The organism is Pseudonocardia sp. (assembly GCF_050246655.1).
GTDB lineage: Bacteria > Actinomycetota > Actinomycetes > Mycobacteriales > Pseudonocardiaceae > Pseudonocardia.
In genome coordinates this window covers 65,078-85,091 of record NZ_JBFWVQ010000015.1, presented here as the reverse complement: position 1 = coordinate 85,091, position 20,014 = coordinate 65,078, and the positions used below count along the sequence as shown (strand labels likewise).

The window sequence follows — 20,014 nt, the reverse complement described above, 5'->3', positions numbered from 1 at the left end:
CCGCCGCGCGTCGCCGCGCTCCCACCCCAGCAGATCCGCCAACGCGGTCACCGTGGACCGGTAGCCGCGCTCGGCGAACACCCCACGGCGCTCCAGATCCGCGATCGCGCCGACCGAGACCCGCTCCGCGCCACGGGTGAGGACTTCGCACACCGACAGCAGGCCGAGGAGCTCGTCGTCCCCCGCGCTCGCACCCGCCATCGCCGACAGCTCGGCCAGCAACGCCTCGGCAAGCTGCCGGACCTGCGCGAGCTGATCGGTGGTCACGCTCTGATTCTATTCGAACTATTGTTCGGATCAAGGTCGATCGCCGCAGCTCAGGCACCGTTCACCGAGCCGAACCACCTGCCCGTCCAGCGCGCCTTCTCCCGGTCCGATTCCTGCACGACACCACCCGGTCAAGATCGGGTTGAGCTAACCCGGGGCCTGCGCGGCGGCGGACCAGGCAGCGCAGCACGGCTCGACCCTGTCCGTTGCCTCCGCCCCCGCGCGCCCCGGACGACCGCCGCCGCAGCGACCGTGCGACCGCGGAGGGGCCCATGACCGACCCACGGACCGTCCACATCGGATGAAGAAGGTGCGACGCCGACCCGATGGCGCGGCCGACCCGACTGACGCGGCCGACCCGACGCCCGCCGCGCCGCGTTCCGACCCCCGGCGCCCGGAGACCCGTCCGGCGGATCATCCCAGCGTCGGACGCCCTGAAGGGTGTGTCCGGGTGAGCCACTGGCCGAGCTTGTGCATCTCGGTGATGGCGAGCACGGACGCGCCGAGCAGGAAGCAGGCGAGCCATTCGCCGGGTCGCAGGGTGACCAGCCCCAGGAGCGCGTCGGTGGCCGCCCACTGCGTCGCGCCGAAGTACAGGAGCAGCGCGCCGAGGGCGCTGGCCAGGAGCAGCCGGTTCCCGAACGGGTTCAGGGCGAACAGCGAGCGGTGCTCCGCCCGGGCGCTGAGCACCAGCCAGAAGTTGAGCATCACGAACAGCGTGAGGGCGAGAGTGCGCGCCTCGACCTCGGGATAACCATGGTCGAGCGCCCACCGGAACGTCACGACGATCGCCACCGCCATCCAGGCCGCCACCAGGACGGTGCGCAGCCACAGCGTCCGGGAGAGCAGGCCCTCCGCCCGGGGCCGGGGTGGCCGGTGCAGCTCGTCGCCCTCCGGCGGTTCGAAGGCCAGCGCGATGTCCTGCAGGCCGTTGGTGACGACGTTGATGAACAGCAGCTGGACCGGGAGGAACAGCAGCGGCTGCTCCGCGATCAGGTTGATCGACACCGAGAGCAGTGAGGCCAGCCCGGTGGCCAGCAGGAAGAAGGTCGCCTTGCGGATCGCGCTGAACGTCACGCGGCCCTGGCGGACCGCCTCGACGATCGTGACGAAGTTGTCGTCGGTGAGCACGATGTCGGCGGCCTCGCGGGCGACCGCGGTTCCGGAGCGGCCCATGGCCACGCCGATCGACGCCGCGCGCAGCGCCGGCGCGTCGTTCACCCCGTCGCCGGTGACCGCGACCACCTCGTCGTCGTCCTGCAGCAGCCGGACGATGCGCAGCTTGTCCTGCGGGGTGACGCGGGCCGCCACGCCGCTCCTGCGCAGCCGCTCGGCAAGCACGTAGTCGTCCATGTCCTGCATGTCCGCTCCGGTCACGGGTGGGGTCCCGGTGCCCAGCCCCAGCCGCGCCCCGATGGAGGCCGCCGTGGCCGGATGGTCGCCGGTGATCATCACCACGGTGATGCCGGCCCGACGGCAGTCCGCCACCGCGTCGGCGACACCGGGCCGGGGCGGGTCCTCCATGCCCTCGAGTCCGAGGAAGGTGAGGTCCGACGGCGGGGCCAGCGGCCGCGGCAGCGGCTCGTCCGGGTCCAGGATCCGGACGGCCGTGGCCAGCACGCGCATCCCCTGCCGGGCGAGCTCCTGGTTCGCCGCGTCGACCGGCTCCGGATCGAACGGGCGGTCGCCGTCGTCGGTGGCCAGCGTCGTCGACAGCGCCGCGAGAATCTCGGGAGAGCCCTTGACGTAGAGGACCCGGCGCCCGCCCGGCGCCGTCCGCACCGTCTGGGAGAGCCGCAGTTCGGGCTCGTACGGGGCGTGGGCCACCCAGCGGGCGTCCCGTTCCTCGGCCGTGACCGCGCCCAGGCGCACGGCGGCGCGCAGCATGGCCACGTCGACCGCGTCGCCGATGAAGTCGGCCGGTTCGCCGATCGGCGTCGTCGCGTCACCGGCAGCCCGGTGCGCCTCGTTGGTCAACGCTCCGGCATGCAGCGTCCGGCGGACGGTGTCCGCCGGCAGACCGGCGGTGCTGCCCTCGTCGGCGCGCAGGTCGAGCGTCCCGCTCGCCGTCCACACCACCCCGACGGTCAGCTCGTTGCGGGTCAGCGTGCCCGTCTTGTCCGACCCGATCACGGTGGTCGATCCGAGCGTCTCGACGGCGGGTAGCGAGCGGACGATCGCATTGTGCCGGGCCATCCGGGCGACACCCAGGCTCATCGCCACGGTCAGCACGATCGGCAGCGACTCGGGGACGGAGGCGACCGCAAGGGCCACGGCCGTGCGGAACATCTCCGAGACGCCGTAGCCGAGCGCGAGACCTGCGAGGAAGATCATGAGTGACGCCACCGCGATGACGATCCCGATGCGGCGTTCGAGGGTGTGCGTCAGCACGGTCAGTGGCGTCTGCCCCGCGGCGCCCTGGACCAGCTCGTTGATCATGCCGAGCTCGGTGTCGGTACCGGTGCCGACGACCACGCCCCGCCCCCGACCGGAGGTCACGAGGGTGCCGCTGAAGGTGATGTTGGTGCGATCAGCGGCGAGGGTGTGCACCGGCAGCCTGCTCACCTGCTTGGTCACCGGCAGCGCCTCGCCGGTGAGCATCGACTCGTCGACCTGCAGGCCGTTGACCTCCAGCAGCCGCAGGTCGGCCGGCACCCGCTCGCCGCTCTGCAGCAGCACCACGTCCCCGGGCACGAGCTCGGCGGCGGCCGTCTCGTGCTCGGCCCCGTCCCGCAGGACCCGGCACACCGGCACCGACAGCTGCTGCAGCGCCCGGACCGCCGTGTCCGCCTTGCGTTCCTGCCAGAAGCCGATGCCGGCGTTGAGCGCCAGCACCAGGCCGATCGCACCGGCGTCCACCCAGTGCGCCTGGACCAGCGTGATGGCGAAGGTGATGAGCAGGATCCCGATCAAGGGGCTGGCGAACTGCCGCAGCAGCAGCGAGATCGCCGACGGGGGCTCGGCCGCGGGCAGCTCGTTGCGCCCGTACCGCACCAACCGGGCCGCGGCCTCGGCACCCGTCAGGCCGTGCGGGGTGGTGTCGAGCCACCCGAGGACGTCCTGGCGCGACAGGACGTGCCAGCGGCCGCCGGCGACACGGTCGGATGTCGAGGGGTCGGCAGGCACTCCCGCCTCAGCCCGTCCCGCTCGGAACGACGAGCACGTCCGACGGCGCGTGGCGCAGCAGGTGCTGGGCGACGCTCCCGAGCAGGGCGTACCCCAGCGGTGAGCGGCCGCCGGTGCCGACGGCGACCAGGTCCGCCACGTGGCGACGGCACAGCTCCGGCAGGAGTGTCTCGGGCCGCCCGGACTCGATCCTGATCCGTGTCACCGGCGGTACGAGCTCGGCGGCCAGGGCCGTGATGTCGCCACGGACCTCGTCCGCGCTGGCCGCGCGGAGCTGGTCCAGCTGCTCGTCGCCGGCGCCGTGCATCCGCATCAGGGATTCGCCGAGGACCACGTTGGCGTGCACCACGATGTGGTCGGCCTGCGGCGTGAGGCAGGTCGCGGTCCGCGCGGCGGTCGCGGACGCGGGCGACGTGTCGACGGCCAGCACGACCGTCCGGTACGGCCCGCCGGGCGGGTTCCTGACCACCAGCACGGGCACCCGGCTCACCCGGACGAGGTTCGCGGACGTGCTGCCCAGGAACGCCCCGGCCAGCCGGTGCGCACCGTGCGCGCCGACGACGAGCAGGTCGGCGCCGCCGTCGCCGGCTTCGGCGTCGATCGCCCTGGCGACGCTGCCGTGCCGGACGACGGCGGTCGCCGCGGTGCGTGCGTACTCGTCGAGGTGGGATCGCAGGCGGGACCGGGCGAACTCGGTCAGCTCCGGGGCCAGCCCCTCGGGAACGACGTGCACGGCGCTGACCTGGGCCCGGTGCTGGTCGCCGAGCTGGGCCGCCCGCCGCACCGCCTTCCCCGCCTGCGCGGAGAGGTCGGTCGCGACGAGGATCCGCCGGGGCGGTGTCGCGGACGCCGCCACCACGTCCTGGATCAGCGCCGCGCCCCCCGCCGTTCGTACAGCCTGGCGGCGAGGACGACCCCGACCGCGGCCACGGCGACCTGCAGGACGATCTCGATCCAGTCGATGCCCGGCGTGACGGCGACGCCGGTCACCTGGGCGAGGAAGGTCCCGACGATCGCGCCGATCACGCCGACCGCGATGGTCAGCCAGATCGGGATGCGCTGCCGGCCCGGCACGACGAGCCGGGCCAGCGCACCGATGAGCAGGCCGACGACGAGGGCGGAGAGGATACCGGTGATGGCCATGACGTCCTCCGGTTCGATGCGGGATCTCGGTGGCGGGCGCTGCCCGTGCTCACGGTTCGGCCTGGGCGGCGTGTGGTTCTGCCGGTTCTGCCGGTTCTGCCAGGGGGCCCGGCCTGCTCCCGGGGGCGAAGGCGTCGAACATGGGCCGTAGCCGGCCCGGGTCGATGAAGGCGAGGAGGCGGCCGATGGTGGTCGTGTCCTCGTCGAGATCGACGTGCAGCGGCGGGCCGGTGGGGCCGACGGCCCCGTCGGTCGCCCAGGCGAGGACCTCGGGTGCGGTGGGAACCAGATCCAGGGACTCGGCTCCCGGGCCGGCGAAGAAGGTCGGACGTGCATCGGGCCGCGCCAGGGACCATCCCTCGGCGGGATTCCACACGAGGGTGCTGCCGGTGAGGACGCCGCCCGCGGGGCCGGTGACGGTGAGCCGGATGTCGATCGGGTCGACCACCACGCACACCCCGGACGAGATCGGGACCACGTCCGACAACGCCTGGCTGACCACGCGATGCCCACGGCGCCGTGCTTCGTCGAGCACCGAGAGCCGGTAACCGTGCACCGCCGCGACGGCGTCCATCCCGAGCGCCGCGACGAGCGCGTCGTTGTTCATCGGCTGCTCCGCTGTCGAGATCGGTGGTGCTCCCGTTCCGAGTGTTGGAGCCACACAGGAGCGTCGCCATGGGGTGCAGCACCCATCTCGGCGGGAGCAGGCATGCAGACCCGGCGGCAGATGGGGGCCGGCCCGCATGGACACCGCCGGCGCGTGACGGGGAGGCTGTGCGCATGGCGGGGCGGACCGGGCCGCAGCCGCGCAGCACTGGCGGTGACGGGAGTCGCGTGGGCTGGGCCTCGGCGTTGTTCTGGCGGGTGTTCCTGCTCAATGCGCTGGTGTTCGCCCTGGGTGTCGCGTTGCTGGTGGTGTCGCCCGCGACCGTCTCGGCGCCGGCGTCGGTGCGTGAGCTCGCCGTGCTGGCCATCGGACTGGCCGTGATGCTCGGCGTCAATGCGGCACTCCTGCGGGCGAGCTTGCGCCCGCTCGAAGGGTTGGCGGCGCTGATGCAGCGGGTCGACCTGCTGCGACCGGGCGAACGCGTGTCCGTGACCGGGAACGGCGATGTCGCCCATCTGGTCAACAGCTTCAACGAGATGCTCGACCGGCTCGAGTCCGAACGCGGTGCGAGCACCGCACGGACCCTGGCGGCGATGGAGGGTGAGCGGCAACGGATCGCGCAGGAGCTGCACGACGAGATCGGCCAGGGCCTCACGGCGGTGCTGCTGAGCCTGAAGCGGACGGTCGACCACGCACCGCCGGAGATGGCCGTCGAGCTCTCGTCCGTGCAGGACATCACGCGCGCCTGCCTGGACGAGGTCCGGCAGGTCGCCCGCCGTCTGCGCCCCGGTGTGCTGGACGACCTCGGCCTGGTGAGCGCCCTGCAGGCACTTGTCCTGGACTTCTCGAGGGCGACGGAGCTGTCCATCACCCCGTCGATCTCGAGCCGTCTGCCCGCGATGGACCCGGTCGTGGAGCTCGTCGTCTACCGGATCGCGCAGGAGGCGCTCACCAACGCCGCTCGTCATGCCGGGGCGGTCGCGGTCGAGCTGTCCCTCGTCGTCGGCGACGGGCGGGTCGTGCTGCTCGTCAGCGACAGCGGGCACGGGATCGGCGGCGCCGCGGAGGGAGCGGGCATCCGGGGGATGCGTGAACGGGCGCTGCTCATCGGCGCCGACCTGGTCGTCGAACCGGGTCCCCTCGGGGGTACCCGGGTCCAGCTCACGATTCCGAGACCTACGACCCGGACGGGGACCACGTGACAGCCACGACGCGCATCCTGCTGGCCGACGACCATGCCCTGGTTCGTCGCGGCCTGCGGTTGATCCTCGACGGCGAGCCCGACCTGCAGGTCGTGGCCGAGGCCGGTGACGGCGCGGAGGCCGTCGACCTGGCCACCCGGGAGGCGGTCGATCTCGCGATCATCGACATCGCCATGCCGCGCATGACCGGGTTGCAGGCCGCGCGGGAACTCGCCCGGCGTGCGCCGGCCGTGCGGGTGCTCATGCTGTCGATGTACGACAACGAGCAGTACCTCTTCGAAGCGCTCAAGGTCGGCGCCTGCGGCTACGTGCTCAAGTCCGTCGCCGACCGGGACCTGCTCGAGGCCTGCCGGGCGGCCATGCGGGGGGAGCCGTTCCTGTACCCGGGCGCGGTCACGGCATTGATCAGGGACTACCTGCGACGCAGCCGCACCGGCGAGGCGGTGCCGGACCGCATCCTCACCCCGCGCGAGGAGGAGATCGTCAAGCTGATCGCGGAGGGCCACTCCGCCAAGGACATCGCCGACGTCCTGGTGATCAGTGCGAAGACGGTCGACCGGCACCGCGCGAACATCCTGCACAAGCTGGGCCTGCGCGACCGACTCGAGCTCACCCGGTTCGCCATCCGCGCGGGCCTCGTCGAGCCCTGACGGTGCGCACGGGCCCGACCTGGACCCGACCTGGGCCCGACCTAGACCCATTGCCTCCGCCCCGCTCGTCCGAGAGGGTCGCCGCAGCGACCGTGCGACCACGGAGGCGACCGTGACCGACCCGCAGACCGTCCGCCCCACACCGGTCGGCCCCTCGCCCCGGCGGCCCCTCATCGCGGCGGTCCTCCTGGCGGCCACCCTCCTCGCCACCGCCTGCGCGCCCGGCCCGACCCCGCCGGCCGCGACGACCCCCGCCGGGCCGACCACCGAGCCCGCGACCGCTGCGGCCGTCGTGGACGTCGTGCGCCGGCAGATGGAGGCGCAGCACCTCCGCGCGGTGATCGTGAAGGTGACCCGGGGTGATCAGGTCGTCGCCGAGATGGCGTTCGGCTCGTCCATGGACGGCGTCCCGGCGACGACCGACATGCACTTCCGCAACGGCGCGGTCGCCTTCGCCTACATCGGCACGCTGCTGATGCTCTACGTCGACGAGAAGAAGGTGACGCTCGACGACACCGTCGACCGCTGGATGCCGACGCTGCCCGAGGCCGGCACGGTGACGCTGAAGATGCTGGCCAACCAGACGTCCGGCTATCCGGACTACGAGACCGACCCCGGCTGGAACGCCGCCTTCAACGCCGACCCGTTCCACGTCTTCACGTTCGAGGAGCGGATGCGCTACGCGTTCTCCCGGCCGATGCAGTTCCCACCGGGGACGAACTGGAGCTACGCGCACACGAACTTCATGGTGCTCGGCGAGATCCTCGCGACGATCGGCGGCAAGCCCCTGGACCAGCTCCTGCAGGAACGGGTGCTGGGCCCGATGAGGCTCGACGACACCGTCGCCACGCCGACGTCGGCGATCCCGGAGCCCGCGCTGCACACGTTCAGCTCCGAGCGCCGGACGGCGCTGGGCATCCCCCCGGCCACGGCGTTCACCGAGGAGGCGACGTACTGGAACACCCAGTGGGGCACGCCCGACGGTGCGAACCAGACGACGACGATCCACGACATGGCGACGACGGCGGTCGCGGTGGGCACCGGGTCCCTGCTCACGCCGGAGAGCTACGACGCCATGACCGGGCCGCACCTGCTCGGGTTCGGGACGAAGGAGGCGGTCTGCGCGCCCTCGTGCTTCACCCAGGTCCCGGGCTACAACTACGGGCTCGGTGTCGTCCGGTCGGGCTCGTGGCTGCTGCAGAACCCGCTGCTCAGCGGGATCGGCGCGACGGAGGCGTACCTGCCCTCGGAGAGGGTGGCGATCGCGGTCGCCACGACGTTCCTGCCCGCGGCGTTCGACGCCCAGGGCAACTACCCGAACGCCGCCGACACGCTCTTCCGGGAGATCGGGGCGGTGGTGGCGCCGTCGGACCCGCCGCCGGTGCCGAACGGCTGACCGCGCTCATCCCTCCGCGGGCGCCCACGCCTGGTCCGCCCGCGGCCGCCACCCCTGCATCACGTCGAGCAGCACGGCCGGGGTGGCCGCGGTGAGCACGAGGGCACGGTCGTCGGTACGCAGAAAGCGCTCGGCGACGGCGTGGTCGAGGAACGCCAGGAGGTGGTCGTAGTAGCCGGCGGTGTTGAGCAGGCCGACGGGCTTGCGGTGCAGCCCGATCTGCGACCAGGTGAGCACCTCGGCGAGCTCCTCCAGTGTGCCCAGCCCGCCCGGCAGGGCGACGAAGCCGTCCGCGAGCTCGCCCATGAGCGCCTTGCGCTCGTGCATGGACCCGACGAGGTGCAGCTCGCTGAGACCCTCGTGGAGCAGCTCGACCCCGGCCAACTGCTCGGGCACGACGCCCACGACCTCGCCGCCCGCGGCGAGCGCGGTATCGGCGAGCGCGCCCATCGTGCCGACGCTGTTGCCGCCGTAGACGATGCGGACGCCGCGCGCGGCGAGCAGCCCCGCGAGCTCCCCGACCGCGTCCAGGTAGGCCGGGACCCGGCCGGGGTTCGAGCCGCAGAACACGCAGACGCTGCGCACGCTCCTCATCTCCCCCGCAGGTAGACCGTCGTGGTGTGGGTGAAGAACTCCCGCGACGCCCGGCCCTGCTCCTTCGGGCCGTACCCGGAGTGGCGGGCCCCGCCGAAGGGCACGTGCGGATCGGCACCCGCGGTCTCGGAGTTGACGTGCAGGACACCGACGTCCAGCGCGTCCACGGCGTCGAGCGCCGCGCCGAGGTCGGTGGTGAACACCGCGGCGGACAGGCCGTAGTCGGTGTCGGCGGCGAGCGCGAACGCCTCCGCGGTGCTCCCCGCGCGCACGACGGCGAGCACCGGCCCGAACAGCTCCTCGCGCCACAGCGCGAGCCCGGTCGTGGGCAGCTCCAGCACCGCGGGCGGGACGAAGTACCCGTCGGCCAGCTCGCCACCGGGCCTCTCGTCGCGCACGGTCAACGGCCGGGCGCCCTGCGCGACCGCGCTGCCGACGCCCTCGGTCACCGTACGGGCCGCGGCGGCGGTCACGAGCGGTCCCATCTGGACGCCGTCGGCCAGCGGATCCCCGACCACCAGCGCGTCTGCCCGGCGGGCGACCTCGGCGACGAAGCCGTCGGCGACGCGCGCGTCCACGACCAGCCGGGACGTGGCCGTGCACTTCTGTCCGGACGAGCGGAACGCCCCGAGCAGCACCTGCTCGGCGGCGAGATCGAGGTCCGCGTCCGCGAGCACCACGGCCGCGTTCTTCCCGCCCAGCTCGGCCTGCACGGGGACGCCGCGGGCCGCACAGGACGCTGCGATCGACCGGCCGACCCCGGTCGAACCCGTGAACGTGACGGCGTCCACGCCAGGGTGCTGGACGAGCGCGGTGCCGGTGCGCCCGTCGGTCACCACGAGGTTGAGCACCCCCGGTGGCAGCCCGGCGTCCTGCAGCGCTGCCGCGAGCCGCATCGCGAGCAGCGGCACGGTGCTCGCCGGCTTCCACACGACGCAGTTGCCGTGCACCAGCGCCGGGGCGATCTTCCAGGCGGGGATCGCGATCGGGAAGTTGAACGGCGTGACCACCGCGACGACCCCGAGCGGGCGGCGGGTGACGAGGATCCGCTCGCCGCGCCGCGGCGAGGCGTACAGCTCGCCGGCCTCCCGGTCGGCCTCGCCCGCGCAGTAGCGCAGGATCTCCGCGGCCCGGCGGACCTCCCCCACGCCCTCGGGGCGGGTCTTGCCCTCCTCGGCGGCGAGCTCGGCACCCCACGCGTCGGCCGCGGCGTCGACGAGACCTGCGGCGCGGACCAGTACGCCCGCCCGCTCGTGGTACGGGGTGCGCATCCAGGCGTCGGCCGCGGCGCGGGCGGCGGTGACGGCGTCGCCGACCTCCGCCGCGGTGGCGGCGGTGCCGGAGGCGATCTCGCGACCCGGGCGGGCCGGTTCGACGTCCGCGATCGCGGCCCCGCCGCCCGCCCGCCAGCGCCCGCCGACGAGGTGCTCGATCACCGTCACCGGAACGCTCCCAGCCCGGTGAGCGCCTGGCCGACGACCAGGGAGTGCATCTCGCTCGTGCCCTCGTAGGTGAGCACGGACTCGAGGTTGACGGCGTGGCGCAGCACCGGGTACTCCAGCGTGATCCCGCTGCCGCCGAGGATCGTGCGGCACTCCCGCGCGATGGCGATGGCCTCGCGCACGCTGTTGAGCTTGCCGAGGCTCACCTGCTCGGGCCGGATCGCGCCCGCGTCCTTCAGCCGGCCGAGGTGCAGCGCGAGCAGCCACCCCTTGCCCAGCTCCAGCGTCATGTCGGCGAGCTTCTGCTGGGTGAGCTGGAAGCCCGCGATCGGGCGGTCGAACTGCACGCGGTGCACCGCGTAGTCCAGCGTCGACTCCAGGCAGTCCCGGGCGGCGCCGAGGGCGCCGAAGACGATCCCGAACCGGGCCTCGTTCAGGCAGGCGAGCGGCGCACCCAGGCCGGTGGCGAGCGGCAGCCGCGCGGAGTCCGGCAGCCGGACGCCGTCGAGCACCAGCTCGGCGGTGACGGACGCGCGCAGCGAGAGCTTGCGCGGGATCGGGCGCGCCGTGAACCCGGGGGTGCCTGCGGGGACGAGGAACCCGCGAACGCCGTCGTCCCGGCCGTCGATGCAGCGCGCCCACACCGTCGCGACGTCCGCGACGCTGCCGTTGGTGATCCACATCTTCGTGCCGTCCAGCACCCAGTCCGCGCCGTCGCGGCGCGCGGACGTGCGCATCCCGGCGGGGTTGGACCCGAAGTCGGGCTCGGTGAGCCCGAAGCAGCCCACCGCCTCCCCCGCCGCGAGCCGCGGGAGCCACTCCCGCTTCTGCTCGTCGGAGCCGAACCGGTGGATGGAGAACATCGCGAGCGACCCCTGCACCGAGACGAAGCTGCGCAGCCCGCTGTCGACGGCCTCCAGCTCCGCGCACGCGAGCCCGTAGCTGACCGCGTTCGTGCCCGCGCAGCCGTGGCCGTCCAGGTGCATCCCGAGCACGCCGAGCGCGCCGAACTCCTTGGCCAGCTCGCGCACGGGCAACGTCCCCGCCTCGAACCAGTCCGCGATCTCGGGACGCAGGCGGTCCTCGGCGAAGCGGCGGACGGTGCGCGCGATCTCCGCCTCCTCCGGCTCGACCAGGCCGTCGACGGCGAACAGTTCCAGTGGCCGGCGCGTCATCGCTCCCCTTAGAAGGTGTGGTTCTTGCCGCCGAAGACGGCGCTCACCGAGTCGTCGGTGAAGATGCGCCGGATCGAGTCGGTGAGCAGGTCCGCGCAGGAGACGACCCGGACGATGTCCGGTGCACCGGGCCGCAGCGGGATCGTGTCGGTCACGACGACCTGCTCGAAGGGCGATCGGGCGAGGTGGGTGTAGGCGGAGCCGGAGAAGACGCCGTGGGTGGCGGCCGCGTAGATCCGCGCGGCCCCGGCGCGCAGGACGGCGTCCGCCGCGGCGCAGAGCGTCCCGGCCGTGTCGATGATGTCGTCGACGATGATCGCCGTCTTGCCGCGGACGTCGCCGATGACGTACCCGACCTCCGCCACCTGCTGGCGGGGCCGCTCCTTGTCCAGGATCGCGAGATCGGCCCCCATCCGGTCCGCGAACTGCTTGTTGAGCTTCACCCGGCCCGCGTCCGGCGCGACCACGACGACGTCGCCGGGCAGGTGCAGCTCCCGGAAGTGCTGGGAGAGCATCATCAGCGCCGTCATGTGGTCGACGGGCACCTGGAAGAAGCCCTGGAGCTGGCCGGCGTGCAGGTCCATCGTGAGGACGCGGTCCACGCCTGCGGACTCCAGCATCCGGGCCACCAGCCGGGCCGAGATCGGCTCGCGCGGCGCGCTCTTCTTGTCCTGGCGCGAGTAGCCGTACCAGGGCGTGACGGCGATGACGCGGTGCGCGCTGGCGCCGATCGCCGCGTCCACCATGACGAGCAGCTCCATGAGCGCGTCGTTGGCGTTCACGCCCGTCTCGGGGTTGGAGCAGGTGGGCTGCACGAGGAAGACGTCCGCACCGCGGATGGACTCCTCGAAGCGGCAGTACACCTCGTCGTTGGAGAACGTCCGCAGCGTCACCGGGCCGAGCCCGACGCCGAGGCGCTCCCCGATGGCGCGGGCGAGGCCCGGGTTGGCGCGGCCGGAGAAGAGCATGAGCCGCTTGTCGTAGTGCAGCGGCAGGCTCGTCGGCGCGCGCGTGAGGTCCACGGCGGTCACGCGACCTCCTGCCCGGCGAGCAGCATTCGCCCCATCGCGTACGCCTCGCGCAGGTCGTCGCCGCGGTAGGCCCGGGCCGCGATCCGGCCCAGGCGCGCCGTCGCGTTGACGGCGACGGTGTGCGGCAGGCGCCCGAAGAGCCCGATGTCGGAGGTCGAGTCGCCGTAGGCGACGCAGTCCCCCGTGCCGAGGCCGTGGCGCGCCATCAGCTCCTCGGAGATGCGGACCTTGTCGTCGGCGGTGACGAGCAGCCTCGTGCTGGACCGGTCCCCCGGCCGCACGCCCGCCCCGTACGCCGCCCCGGCGCCCCACCGGGTGAGCAGCCGCACGAAGAACAGCGGCGACTGCGAGATCACGACGCTGTGCTCGCCGCGACCGACGATGTCGGCGAAGACGTCGGCGACGCCGTCGATCCAGGGCGAGGCGAGGAACGCGGTCTCGACGTCGGCGTCGGTCATGCCGTCCCAGAGGGGGAGCATCCGGTCCCAGAACTGGACGTCGGTGATCTCGCCGCGCACCCACGCCTGCTCCACGTCGTCCGCCTCGTCGAGCCGGCCGAGATGGCGGCAGAGCTCGACGGACGCGGCGCCGCGCAGCAGGGTGCCGTCCATGTCGAAGATGTGCAGCTTGCTCATGAGCGGTGCGCCGGATCTCCTCGATCGGACGGGCCGGGGACCGCCCGGCGCGCCGAGGGGGTGGCGCGCCGGGGCGGCTGTCGGGTCACGCCGACGCGAGGGCCCGGTCGGCCTGCGCGGCGGGGTGCACCAACGCGGCGTGGTCGGAGTAGTAGTACTCGGGGACCTCGCGCTCGCTGTTCTTGATCAGCTCGGTGAAGTCCCACTTCCGCAGCAGCTTGCCGTTGCGGAACACGGGGACGAGCTGGTTCTCCTCGGCCGGGATCGAGTCCCGCGGCACCGTCGAGTAGTCGCCGTTCTCCAGCTTGAGCGCGAGCCTGCCGGCCTTGGAGACCTTGAACCCGGCGCCCGTCGGGCTCTTCATGATGTCGCGCCACGTGCCGTTGACGCGCACTGCGCTCGCCTTCTGCCCGAAGTTCATGGTGTCGCGGTGCCAGTGCTGCAGCAGGCCCCCGCCCATCCCGAACACGGCGTTCTCCGCGGAGTAGCCGCGGCGCTCCAGCTCGGCGAACACCCGCGGCAGCGAGTCGAACGTGACGCCGTCGCCCTGGACGACGCGGATGAAGTTCGGCAGGACCTTGAAGCCCTTGCTGTTGGTCGTGTAGCCGAACGCGTCCATCAGCCACTCGGTCGTGTCGGCGGTGACCTCGACGATGTCGCCCGAGTCCGGCCGCACCCCGACCAGGCCGGGGAAGTTGCGGATCTTCTCGGCCAGCTGCTTGCCGATGATGTTCTTGACGCAGTGCTCGTGGTCGTAGGTGTCCGACAGCAACAGCGCGCAGCCCTCGGGAGCGTAGGTGTCGAGCATGTTCTCCAGCGCCGCCGCCTCGTTGTCCCGGCCCCACGCGCAGAAGCCCGCGTGCTCGGAGTTCGGCCCGGAGTTGGAGACCTTGCCCGCGTTGTAGAAGTGCTTGGCGGCGAGGATCCCCGGCACGGTGTCGGACTGGTCGAAGTTCACGAGGTGGGCGAGCCCGCCCATCGCCGCGGACTGCTGGGAGCTCACGCCGCGGGCGCCGTAGTCGTGCAGCATGTTGCGCAGCAGGAACTCGTTGTCCGAGGTGCGGTGCAGGGCCTCGCGGATGGCCTGCTTGGACAGCCAGCTGACGGTGCCGATCGTGCAGGGGTACCAGACGGCCCGCAGGAGCGCGGTCTCGAAGAAGCTGGTGACCCAGAAGTACTTCGGGTCGGTGTTGATGAGCTGGACCAGGACGTTGCGGGAGGGGAGCACGGTGCCCTCGGGCACCGCCTCGATCTCGACGGGAAGGTAGCCGTCGTAGTCGTTGAGGATGCCGAGCCAGTTGTCACGGTTGAAGTGCATCCCCTGCTCGCGGACGACGAACTCGGCCTCGTCGATGTCCTCGAGGGTGATCGGGCGCATGAGGTACTCGCGGATGTAGGCCTGCAGACCCACGAACATCGTCACCGGCCAGAGGCCGCCACGGGACTCGATGTAGCTGGACACGTACTCGGTGCCCGGCGGGTACAGCGGGTAGTGACAGTGCTTGTAGTTGTCGGTGTTGATGATCAGGTTGTCCAGGTACCGCCGCATCAGGGGTGCCACCTCGGTCTGAGAGTCGTTTCTATCAGGACCTTGCCGCGCCCGGGGTCAGTCGCCCCCGTGGACTACTCGTGAGTCGACCTCGTCGTCCGCACGTCGACACGATGGCCTTTCGGGCACCGTGGTCGCTAGATGTCAGCAAGCCGAGCAACCTGATATTAACGTTTCTAGTGTGACTGTCAACGCACTCCGGCGACACGGCAGTGGGGCTCGTTCGGGCGTTCGGTGACCGGCGCCACGCCGCCGTCCGGGCGGGTGGCGGGCCGTTCGCTCGTCCGCCGACTGGCCTCTCCGCGGCGATCAGACGCATGTTCATGCACGTCAGAGGGTTGATGCGGCCTCCCTCGCCGTCCGGCTCGGTGCGGGGGTGACAGCACCGGCGAGGCGAGGGCGGCTCCTCCGGATGTCCTGGGAGCGCCGCGGCTGGGCACGGCCAGGTGTGACGGTCGGTGAAATGCATTCTGGCCGGCGTGGGTCCGGGTGGACGGTCGGCTCGCGTCGTGCGCTCGTGTGCACGGCGTCCGGAACGGACGGGTGGGGACTGCGGTCCCGGCGGTGGGCGGGGGCCAGCGGGCGGGACGGGCCTCGCCCTGCGGCCGCCACGGTCCATGATCACCGAAGGTGGTACATCACGCTCGTATGCGAGCGCGGTGCACCATTTCCGGCGATCATGACCGCGAACGGGGGCGTAGCCCCATTCCGGCTCAGCCGCCAGCGGCTTCCGCGATCTGCTCGGCCGTCGGCATCCCCGCACGCGCCCCGACCCGGCCCACGGACAGTGCGGCGGCCACCGAGGCCAGGCGCACCGCGACGGCCATCTGGTCCCCGTCGGCCAGGCGCGCGGCCAGGACGCCGTTGAACGTGTCCCCCGCCCCGGTGGTGTCCCGGACCGTGGCGGGCGAGGGCGGCACCGGCTCGGCCGCCCCGTCCGGGCCGAGCACGACGGCGCCGTCCCCGCCGAGGGTGACGATCACCGGGGCCCCGGTGTGCTCGACCAGCGCGCGTGCCCCGGCCGGTACCGGGCCCTGCGCGGGGGATCGTGCCCCGACCAGGCGGGCCAGGTGGGCGCACTCGGACGCGTTCGGCGTGAGGATCGGCCCGTACCGCAGCAGCTCCCCCACGACGTCGATCACCGGCGCGGGGTTGAGCACGCACGGCACCTTCGCCGCGGCGGCCCGCTCGACGGCCGCCGCGACCGCGGCCGGCGTGATCTCGGTCGAGACGAGCACGCACCCCGCCGCGGGCAGCGCGTCGTCCAGCGCGGCGCGCACGTGGGCGGCGCTCACGGCGGCGTTCGCCCCGGCCCCGACGGCGATCTGGTTCTCCCCCGCCGCGTCCACGACGATCAGCGCGACGCCGGTCGGGACGTCGTCGAGGACCGCGACGTGGCGGGGGTCGACGCCGTCCGCCACCAGCTCCGCGAGCGACGTCCGGCCGTGCTCGTCGGCGCCCACGGCCCCGACGAGCCGGACGTCCGCGCCCGCCCGGGCGGCCGCGACCGCGGCGTTGGCTCCCTTGCCGCCCGCGTGGCGCGAGACGCCGCCACCGACCACGGTCTCGCCCGGCCCGGGCAACCGGGGCGCCGCGACGACGAGGTCGACGTTGACCGCGCCGACCACGACGACCGTGCGGCCGCTCACGGACCCGCCGGGGGCGGCGCGACCGAGTCCCGGATCTCGACCTCCGTCGAGAGCATGACCGGCTCACCCGCCGGCGGTGCCCCGTCCGGCTTCGCGAGCAGGTCCAGCAGCCGGTTCGCGGCCGCAGCGCCCATCTCGCGGGCGGGCTGGCGCACGGTCGTGAGCCGCGGGGTGAGCAGCGCGGACACCGGCAGGTCGTCGAACCCGACGATGCTGACGTCCTGCGGCACCCGCAGCCCGACGGCCTTGCAGTGCTCCAGCGCGCCGATCGCCATGAGGTCGTTCGCGCAGACCAGCGCGGTGGGCCGGGTCTCGGGCGGCCCGGAGAGCGCCACCCGGGCCAGCTCGCACCCGGAGTCCTGCCGGTAGTCCCCGACGAGCACGGGCACCGAGTCCGGGTCCAGCCCCGCCCCCGCGAAGGCCTCGCGGTAGCCCGCGAGGCGCTGCTGGCCCGTCCACATCGCCGACGGGCCGCCGATCACCACGATGCGCCGGTGCCCGTGGGCGAGCACGTGCGTGGCCACCTCCCGCGCACCGCGGCGCGAATCGCACACCACGGCGGGGAGGTCGAACCCGAGGATCTGCTCGTCGACGAGCACCACGGGCCCGGACCGGGACAGCTCCAGCAGCTCGGTCGGCAGGGCGCCCGTGCCGGTCAGGTAGATCACGCCGTCCAGCCGCTGGCTGCGCAGCAGCTTCGCGTGCAGCCCCTCGGGGAGCCCGGTGGCCTGCGGGGCGCAGAGCACGACGAGCACGCCGCGCTCGATCGCCGCCCCCTGCACGCCCTCGGCCACGAGGGCGAAGAACTGGTTGGTGAGGTCCGGCACGACCAGCCCGATCGCGGACGCCGAGCGTCGCTTGAGGCTGCGCGCGGACTCGTTGGGCGAGTACTCGAGCACCCGCACCGCGTCCAGCACGCGCTCGCGCCGCTCGGGAGCGACGGGGCCGCTGTCGTTGAGCACGTAGCTCACCGTGCTCACCGACACGCGCGCGTGCTTCGCGACGTCCTTCATCGTCGGACGACGCCGGTTGTTCACGCCCTGACCCTCTCCGTCCGCCGTGCGATCCGGCCCCCGTCGATCTCGGCGCCCGCACCGCCGCCCGTCCAACGCAGGACGGCGGCCCAGAGCGCCCGGTAGTGCGGCCATCCGACGAACTCGGGCGGTGCCCAGTGGGGCGCCAGATCGGAGGCGAACGCTACCGCACGACCCGCCCCGACCTGGGCGACCACGAGCAGCGGGTCCGTCCCGGTCCGGGCGACGACCGTCGCGTCGGGCTTGGCGGCGATCCGGTTGTAGCCCAGCAGCGCCGGCCACGCGGCGGGGGTGCCGCCGAGGACGGGATGCTCGGGCAGCTCGACGCACGGGTCGAGCCCCTCCGGCACCTCCACGCGGTCGTCGTGGTCGAGCATCGTCACCGGCAGCACGGACGCCAGCGGGCTCATGCCGTAGCGGGCGCGCCCGTCGATCCCGCTGAAGGACATGTAGCCGCCCACCATGAGCAGCCCGCCGCCACCCCGGACGTACTCGGCGAGCACGGCCAGCTTGTTCGGCGTGCGCTCGGAGCGCAGGAACGTCTCGTCGGAGAGCAGGAAGGAGTTCGACCCGATGTCGGAGAGCACCACGACGTCGAAGCGCGCCAGCTCCTCGAGGGTCTTCGGGAAGCGGGCCGAGACCTCGTGGGCGCGGATGTAGGTGACGTCGAACCCGGAGTCGGCGAGTGCGGCGAGGAAGACCCCCGCACCCTCCTCGTACTCGGTGGTGTGGAACTGGTCGAAGCCCTTCATGTGGACCGTGTGCTTGATCCACGACTCGCCGACGACCAGGACCCGCAGCGCTGTGCTCCCGTGGGCGCCGTTGTCCCCGCTCATACGAGCCGGTCCGTGACGTGGGCGGGCAGCGTGCGCTTCTCGGGCATCGGCAGCGTGTAGAGCTCGCGCATGTCCCAGCCGATCATCCGGTCCGGGACCAGCTCCCAGTAGCCGCGCCCGGCCACGTCGCCGAACTCCTGGTACTGCTCCAGGAACGGGTGGCCGACGTGGAAGTACTTGTCGACGACGAGGTCGGCGATCGTCGCGGCCAGTGCGGAGTCGGTGACCTCGGTCAGGGTGCCGGTGATCCGCACCCCGCTGACCGTGGCGTACTCCTCGCCCAGGTCCACCAGCGCGGAGAGCGGGCGGCCCGCCGCGGCGTTCGCGGCGTGCCGGCTGCCGGCGTCGATCGGGATGTAGATCCGCTTCTCGTGCACGACCAGCCACAACGGCGAGAGGTAGATGCCGCCGTCGGCGTCGGTGCTGGCGACCCGGATCGTCCGGGCCCGGGTCAGGTAGGCCCAGCGCTTGTCGCCCCGCAGGGGCTGCCAGGTGCTCGCGGTGACGGCCATCGTCAGCTCCTCGTCGACTTGAGCTCGCGGCTGAACTCCGCGGCGTCGGCCACCCCGACCTTGGGCGACGGGCCGGAGGTCCAGAAGAAGACGGTGCGCTCGCCGGTGGCCTCGAGCCGGTACCGGTAGCCCGCGGGCAGGTAGATGTGCTCGCCCTCGCCCGCCTCCAGGACGACGACGCGGCCCGCGGCGTCCTCGACCACCAGGTGGATCTTGCCGGTGAGGACGTAGTGCGACTCGTCGAAGTCCTGCTGGTGCCACTCGTAGGGCAGGTGGTCGGGCTCGGCGTAGCAGTAGCCGTGCCGGAAGTACCGGGCGTCGTCACGCTCGCGGGACAGGAAGATGTTGGTCTCGATGCCGGTGTTGAAGTGCAGCCGGGGCATCTTGTCGATCTCGTCGGGCTCGATGACCCGCGGGTAGCGGCGGGCGTTGGGCGCCGCCGGGTCGTAGTCGGTCACGGTCGTCTCCCTGTTCGCGCCCGGGTCGGTGGATCGGTGTCGTCCTGCAGGACAGAATGCGGCACGTGCTGGTCGAACACGACGTGCGTCGAGCGGGTCACGGGCCGTATCCGAAGATCGTCTTGGTCTCCAGGAACTCCCGCAGCCCGAAGTCGGCGTACTCGCGGCCGTTGCCGGACTGCTTGTAGCCGCCGAACGCGCCGGCGAAGTCCAGCCCCGCCCCGTTGACGTGCACCATCCCGGTGCGCAGCCGGCGCGCGACGGCTCGCGCCCGCTCGGGATCGGCGGACGAGACGAAGCCGGCGAGGCCGTACACGGTGTCGTTCGCGACCCGGACCGCCTCCTCCTCGTCGTCGTAGGGGATCAGGGTGATGACCGGGCCGAAGATCTCCTCGCGGGCGATCGCCATGTCGTTGCGCACGCCGGTGAGCACGGTGGGGCGCACGAACCAGCCCGCGTCCAGACCCTCCGGGCGCCCGAGGCCGCCCGTCACCAGCGTCGCGCCCTCGTCGAGCGCGCTCCCGATCAGCCGCTGGACCTTGTCGTAGGCGGCCTGCGAGATCACCGGGCCGATCGCGGCACCGGCGTCGGGCGGGCCGACCGTGACGGCGGCCGCGGCGCCGGCCGCGATCTCCTCGGCCTCCGCCAGCCGGGCCCTCGGCACCAGCCAGCGCGTGCCCGCGTTGCAGGACTGGCCGGAGTTGGCGC

At 72.8% G+C, this 20,014-nt stretch carries 20 protein-coding genes; 3 read left to right on the top strand and 17 right to left on the bottom strand.

The window, feature by feature from the left end; all coding sequences use genetic code 11:
• From AB7J25_RS08210 to AB7J25_RS08190, 5 genes are all read right to left on the bottom strand, one after another.
• On the bottom strand, positions 1 to 267 hold a 267-nt coding region (locus AB7J25_RS08210; RefSeq protein ID WP_428506731.1), incomplete at its 3' end, for a hypothetical protein.
• 414 nt (positions 268 to 681) lie between these two features.
• Entirely contained in the window at positions 682 to 3,393 is a 2,712-nt protein-coding gene (locus AB7J25_RS08205) for a cation-translocating P-type ATPase (protein ID WP_428506729.1), read from the bottom strand.
• A gap of 7 nt (positions 3,394 to 3,400) precedes the next feature.
• On the bottom strand, positions 3,401 to 4,249 hold the full coding sequence (locus AB7J25_RS08200; RefSeq protein WP_428506727.1) for a universal stress protein: 849 nt from the start codon (positions 4,247 to 4,249) through the stop codon (positions 3,401 to 3,403).
• 11 nt (positions 4,250 to 4,260) lie between these two features.
• Entirely contained in the window at positions 4,261 to 4,536 is a 276-nt protein-coding gene (locus tag AB7J25_RS08195) for a GlsB/YeaQ/YmgE family stress response membrane protein (protein ID WP_428506725.1), read from the bottom strand.
• A gap of 49 nt (positions 4,537 to 4,585) precedes the next feature.
• Positions 4,586 to 5,143, bottom strand: a complete 558-nt coding sequence (locus AB7J25_RS08190) for a hypothetical protein (RefSeq protein WP_428506723.1) — start codon at positions 5,141 to 5,143, stop codon at positions 4,586 to 4,588.
• A 173-nt stretch (positions 5,144 to 5,316) separates the two neighbouring features.
• Here AB7J25_RS08190 and AB7J25_RS08185 point away from each other — a divergent pair, with 173 nt between their 5' ends.
• The 3 genes from AB7J25_RS08185 (at position 5,317) to AB7J25_RS08175 (ending at position 8,391) form a co-directional block, all read left to right on the top strand.
• Complete coding sequence (locus AB7J25_RS08185) at positions 5,317 to 6,345, top strand: histidine kinase (RefSeq protein WP_428506721.1); 1,029 nt, start codon at positions 5,317 to 5,319, stop codon at positions 6,343 to 6,345.
• Positions 6,342 to 6,995: a response regulator gene (locus AB7J25_RS08180; RefSeq protein ID WP_428506719.1), complete on the top strand. Its 654-nt coding sequence runs from the start codon at positions 6,342 to 6,344 to the stop codon at positions 6,993 to 6,995. The genes AB7J25_RS08185 and AB7J25_RS08180 overlap by 4 nt, the downstream gene beginning before the upstream one ends.
• Positions 6,996 to 7,107: 112 nt before the next feature.
• On the top strand, positions 7,108 to 8,391 hold the full coding sequence (locus AB7J25_RS08175; RefSeq protein ID WP_428506717.1) for a serine hydrolase domain-containing protein: 1,284 nt from the start codon (positions 7,108 to 7,110) through the stop codon (positions 8,389 to 8,391).
• A gap of 6 nt (positions 8,392 to 8,397) precedes the next feature.
• On the opposite strand, the gene AB7J25_RS08170 is transcribed toward AB7J25_RS08175, so the two are convergent.
• The 12 genes from AB7J25_RS08170 to AB7J25_RS08115 form a co-directional block, all read right to left on the bottom strand.
• Positions 8,398 to 8,976, bottom strand: coding sequence for a TIGR00730 family Rossman fold protein (locus AB7J25_RS08170; protein WP_428506715.1), 579 nt, complete (start codon positions 8,974 to 8,976; stop codon positions 8,398 to 8,400).
• Between the two features lie 5 nt (positions 8,977 to 8,981).
• Complete coding sequence (locus tag AB7J25_RS08165) at positions 8,982 to 10,427, bottom strand: aldehyde dehydrogenase family protein (protein WP_428506713.1); 1,446 nt, start codon at positions 10,425 to 10,427, stop codon at positions 8,982 to 8,984.
• Entirely contained in the window at positions 10,424 to 11,602 is a 1,179-nt protein-coding gene (locus AB7J25_RS08160; protein ID WP_428506710.1) for an acyl-CoA dehydrogenase family protein, read from the bottom strand. Before AB7J25_RS08160 ends, AB7J25_RS08165 begins: the two co-directional genes overlap by 4 nt.
• 8 nt (positions 11,603 to 11,610) lie before the next feature.
• On the bottom strand, positions 11,611 to 12,633 hold the full coding sequence (locus AB7J25_RS08155) for a ribose-phosphate diphosphokinase (protein WP_428506708.1): 1,023 nt from the start codon (positions 12,631 to 12,633) through the stop codon (positions 11,611 to 11,613).
• Positions 12,630 to 13,268, bottom strand: coding sequence for an HAD family hydrolase (locus AB7J25_RS08150; protein WP_428506706.1), 639 nt, complete (start codon positions 13,266 to 13,268; stop codon positions 12,630 to 12,632). Before AB7J25_RS08150 ends, AB7J25_RS08155 begins: the two co-directional genes overlap by 4 nt.
• An 85-nt stretch (positions 13,269 to 13,353) precedes the next feature.
• Entirely contained in the window at positions 13,354 to 14,817 is a 1,464-nt protein-coding gene (locus AB7J25_RS08145) for a nicotinate phosphoribosyltransferase (RefSeq protein ID WP_428506704.1), read from the bottom strand.
• Between the two features lie 713 nt (positions 14,818 to 15,530).
• Entirely contained in the window at positions 15,531 to 16,466 is a 936-nt protein-coding gene (locus AB7J25_RS08140) for a PfkB family carbohydrate kinase (RefSeq protein WP_428506702.1), read from the bottom strand.
• Positions 16,463 to 17,503 (bottom strand): LacI family DNA-binding transcriptional regulator, encoded by a 1,041-nt coding sequence (locus AB7J25_RS08135; protein ID WP_428506701.1) that lies wholly within the window; start codon positions 17,501 to 17,503, stop codon positions 16,463 to 16,465. The genes AB7J25_RS08140 and AB7J25_RS08135 overlap by 4 nt, the downstream gene beginning before the upstream one ends.
• The gene (locus AB7J25_RS08130) at positions 17,500 to 18,336 is read right to left on the bottom strand and encodes a glutamine amidotransferase (RefSeq protein ID WP_428506699.1); all 837 of its coding nucleotides are present in this window, start codon (positions 18,334 to 18,336) and stop codon (positions 17,500 to 17,502) included. Before AB7J25_RS08130 ends, AB7J25_RS08135 begins: the two co-directional genes overlap by 4 nt.
• A complete protein-coding gene (locus AB7J25_RS08125) occupies positions 18,333 to 18,848 on the bottom strand; it encodes a pyridoxamine 5'-phosphate oxidase family protein (protein WP_428506697.1) in 516 nt (171 codons plus the stop codon). The genes AB7J25_RS08130 and AB7J25_RS08125 overlap by 4 nt, the downstream gene beginning before the upstream one ends.
• A 2-nt stretch (positions 18,849 to 18,850) precedes the next feature.
• Positions 18,851 to 19,306 carry a hypothetical protein gene (locus AB7J25_RS08120; protein ID WP_428506695.1) on the bottom strand — a complete coding sequence of 152 codons (456 nt, stop codon included), beginning with the start codon at positions 19,304 to 19,306 and terminating at the stop codon, positions 18,851 to 18,853.
• A gap of 97 nt (positions 19,307 to 19,403) precedes the next feature.
• On the bottom strand, positions 19,404 to 20,014 hold a 611-nt coding region (locus AB7J25_RS08115; protein WP_428506693.1), incomplete at its 5' end, for an aldehyde dehydrogenase family protein.

Excerpts from the sequence above, each read along its gene's own strand:
- AB7J25_RS08145 (WP_428506704.1), bottom strand. The coding sequence starts at position 14,817 with ATGCGGCGGTACCTGGACAACCTGATCATCAACACCGACAACTACAAG.
- AB7J25_RS08195 (WP_428506725.1), bottom strand. The coding sequence starts at position 4,536 with ATGGCCATCACCGGTATCCTCTCCGCCCTCGTCGTCGGCCTGCTCATC.
- AB7J25_RS08190 (WP_428506723.1), bottom strand. The coding sequence starts at position 5,143 with ATGAACAACGACGCGCTCGTCGCGGCGCTCGGGATGGACGCCGTCGCG.
- AB7J25_RS08125 (WP_428506697.1), bottom strand. The coding sequence starts at position 18,848 with ATGGCCGTCACCGCGAGCACCTGGCAGCCCCTGCGGGGCGACAAGCGC.
- AB7J25_RS08160 (WP_428506710.1), bottom strand. The coding sequence starts at position 11,602 with ATGACGCGCCGGCCACTGGAACTGTTCGCCGTCGACGGCCTGGTCGAG.
- AB7J25_RS08150 (WP_428506706.1), bottom strand. The coding sequence starts at position 13,268 with ATGAGCAAGCTGCACATCTTCGACATGGACGGCACCCTGCTGCGCGGC.
- AB7J25_RS08185 (WP_428506721.1), top strand. The coding sequence starts at position 5,317 with ATGGCGGGGCGGACCGGGCCGCAGCCGCGCAGCACTGGCGGTGACGGG.
- AB7J25_RS08130 (WP_428506699.1), bottom strand. The coding sequence starts at position 18,336 with ATGAGCGGGGACAACGGCGCCCACGGGAGCACAGCGCTGCGGGTCCTG.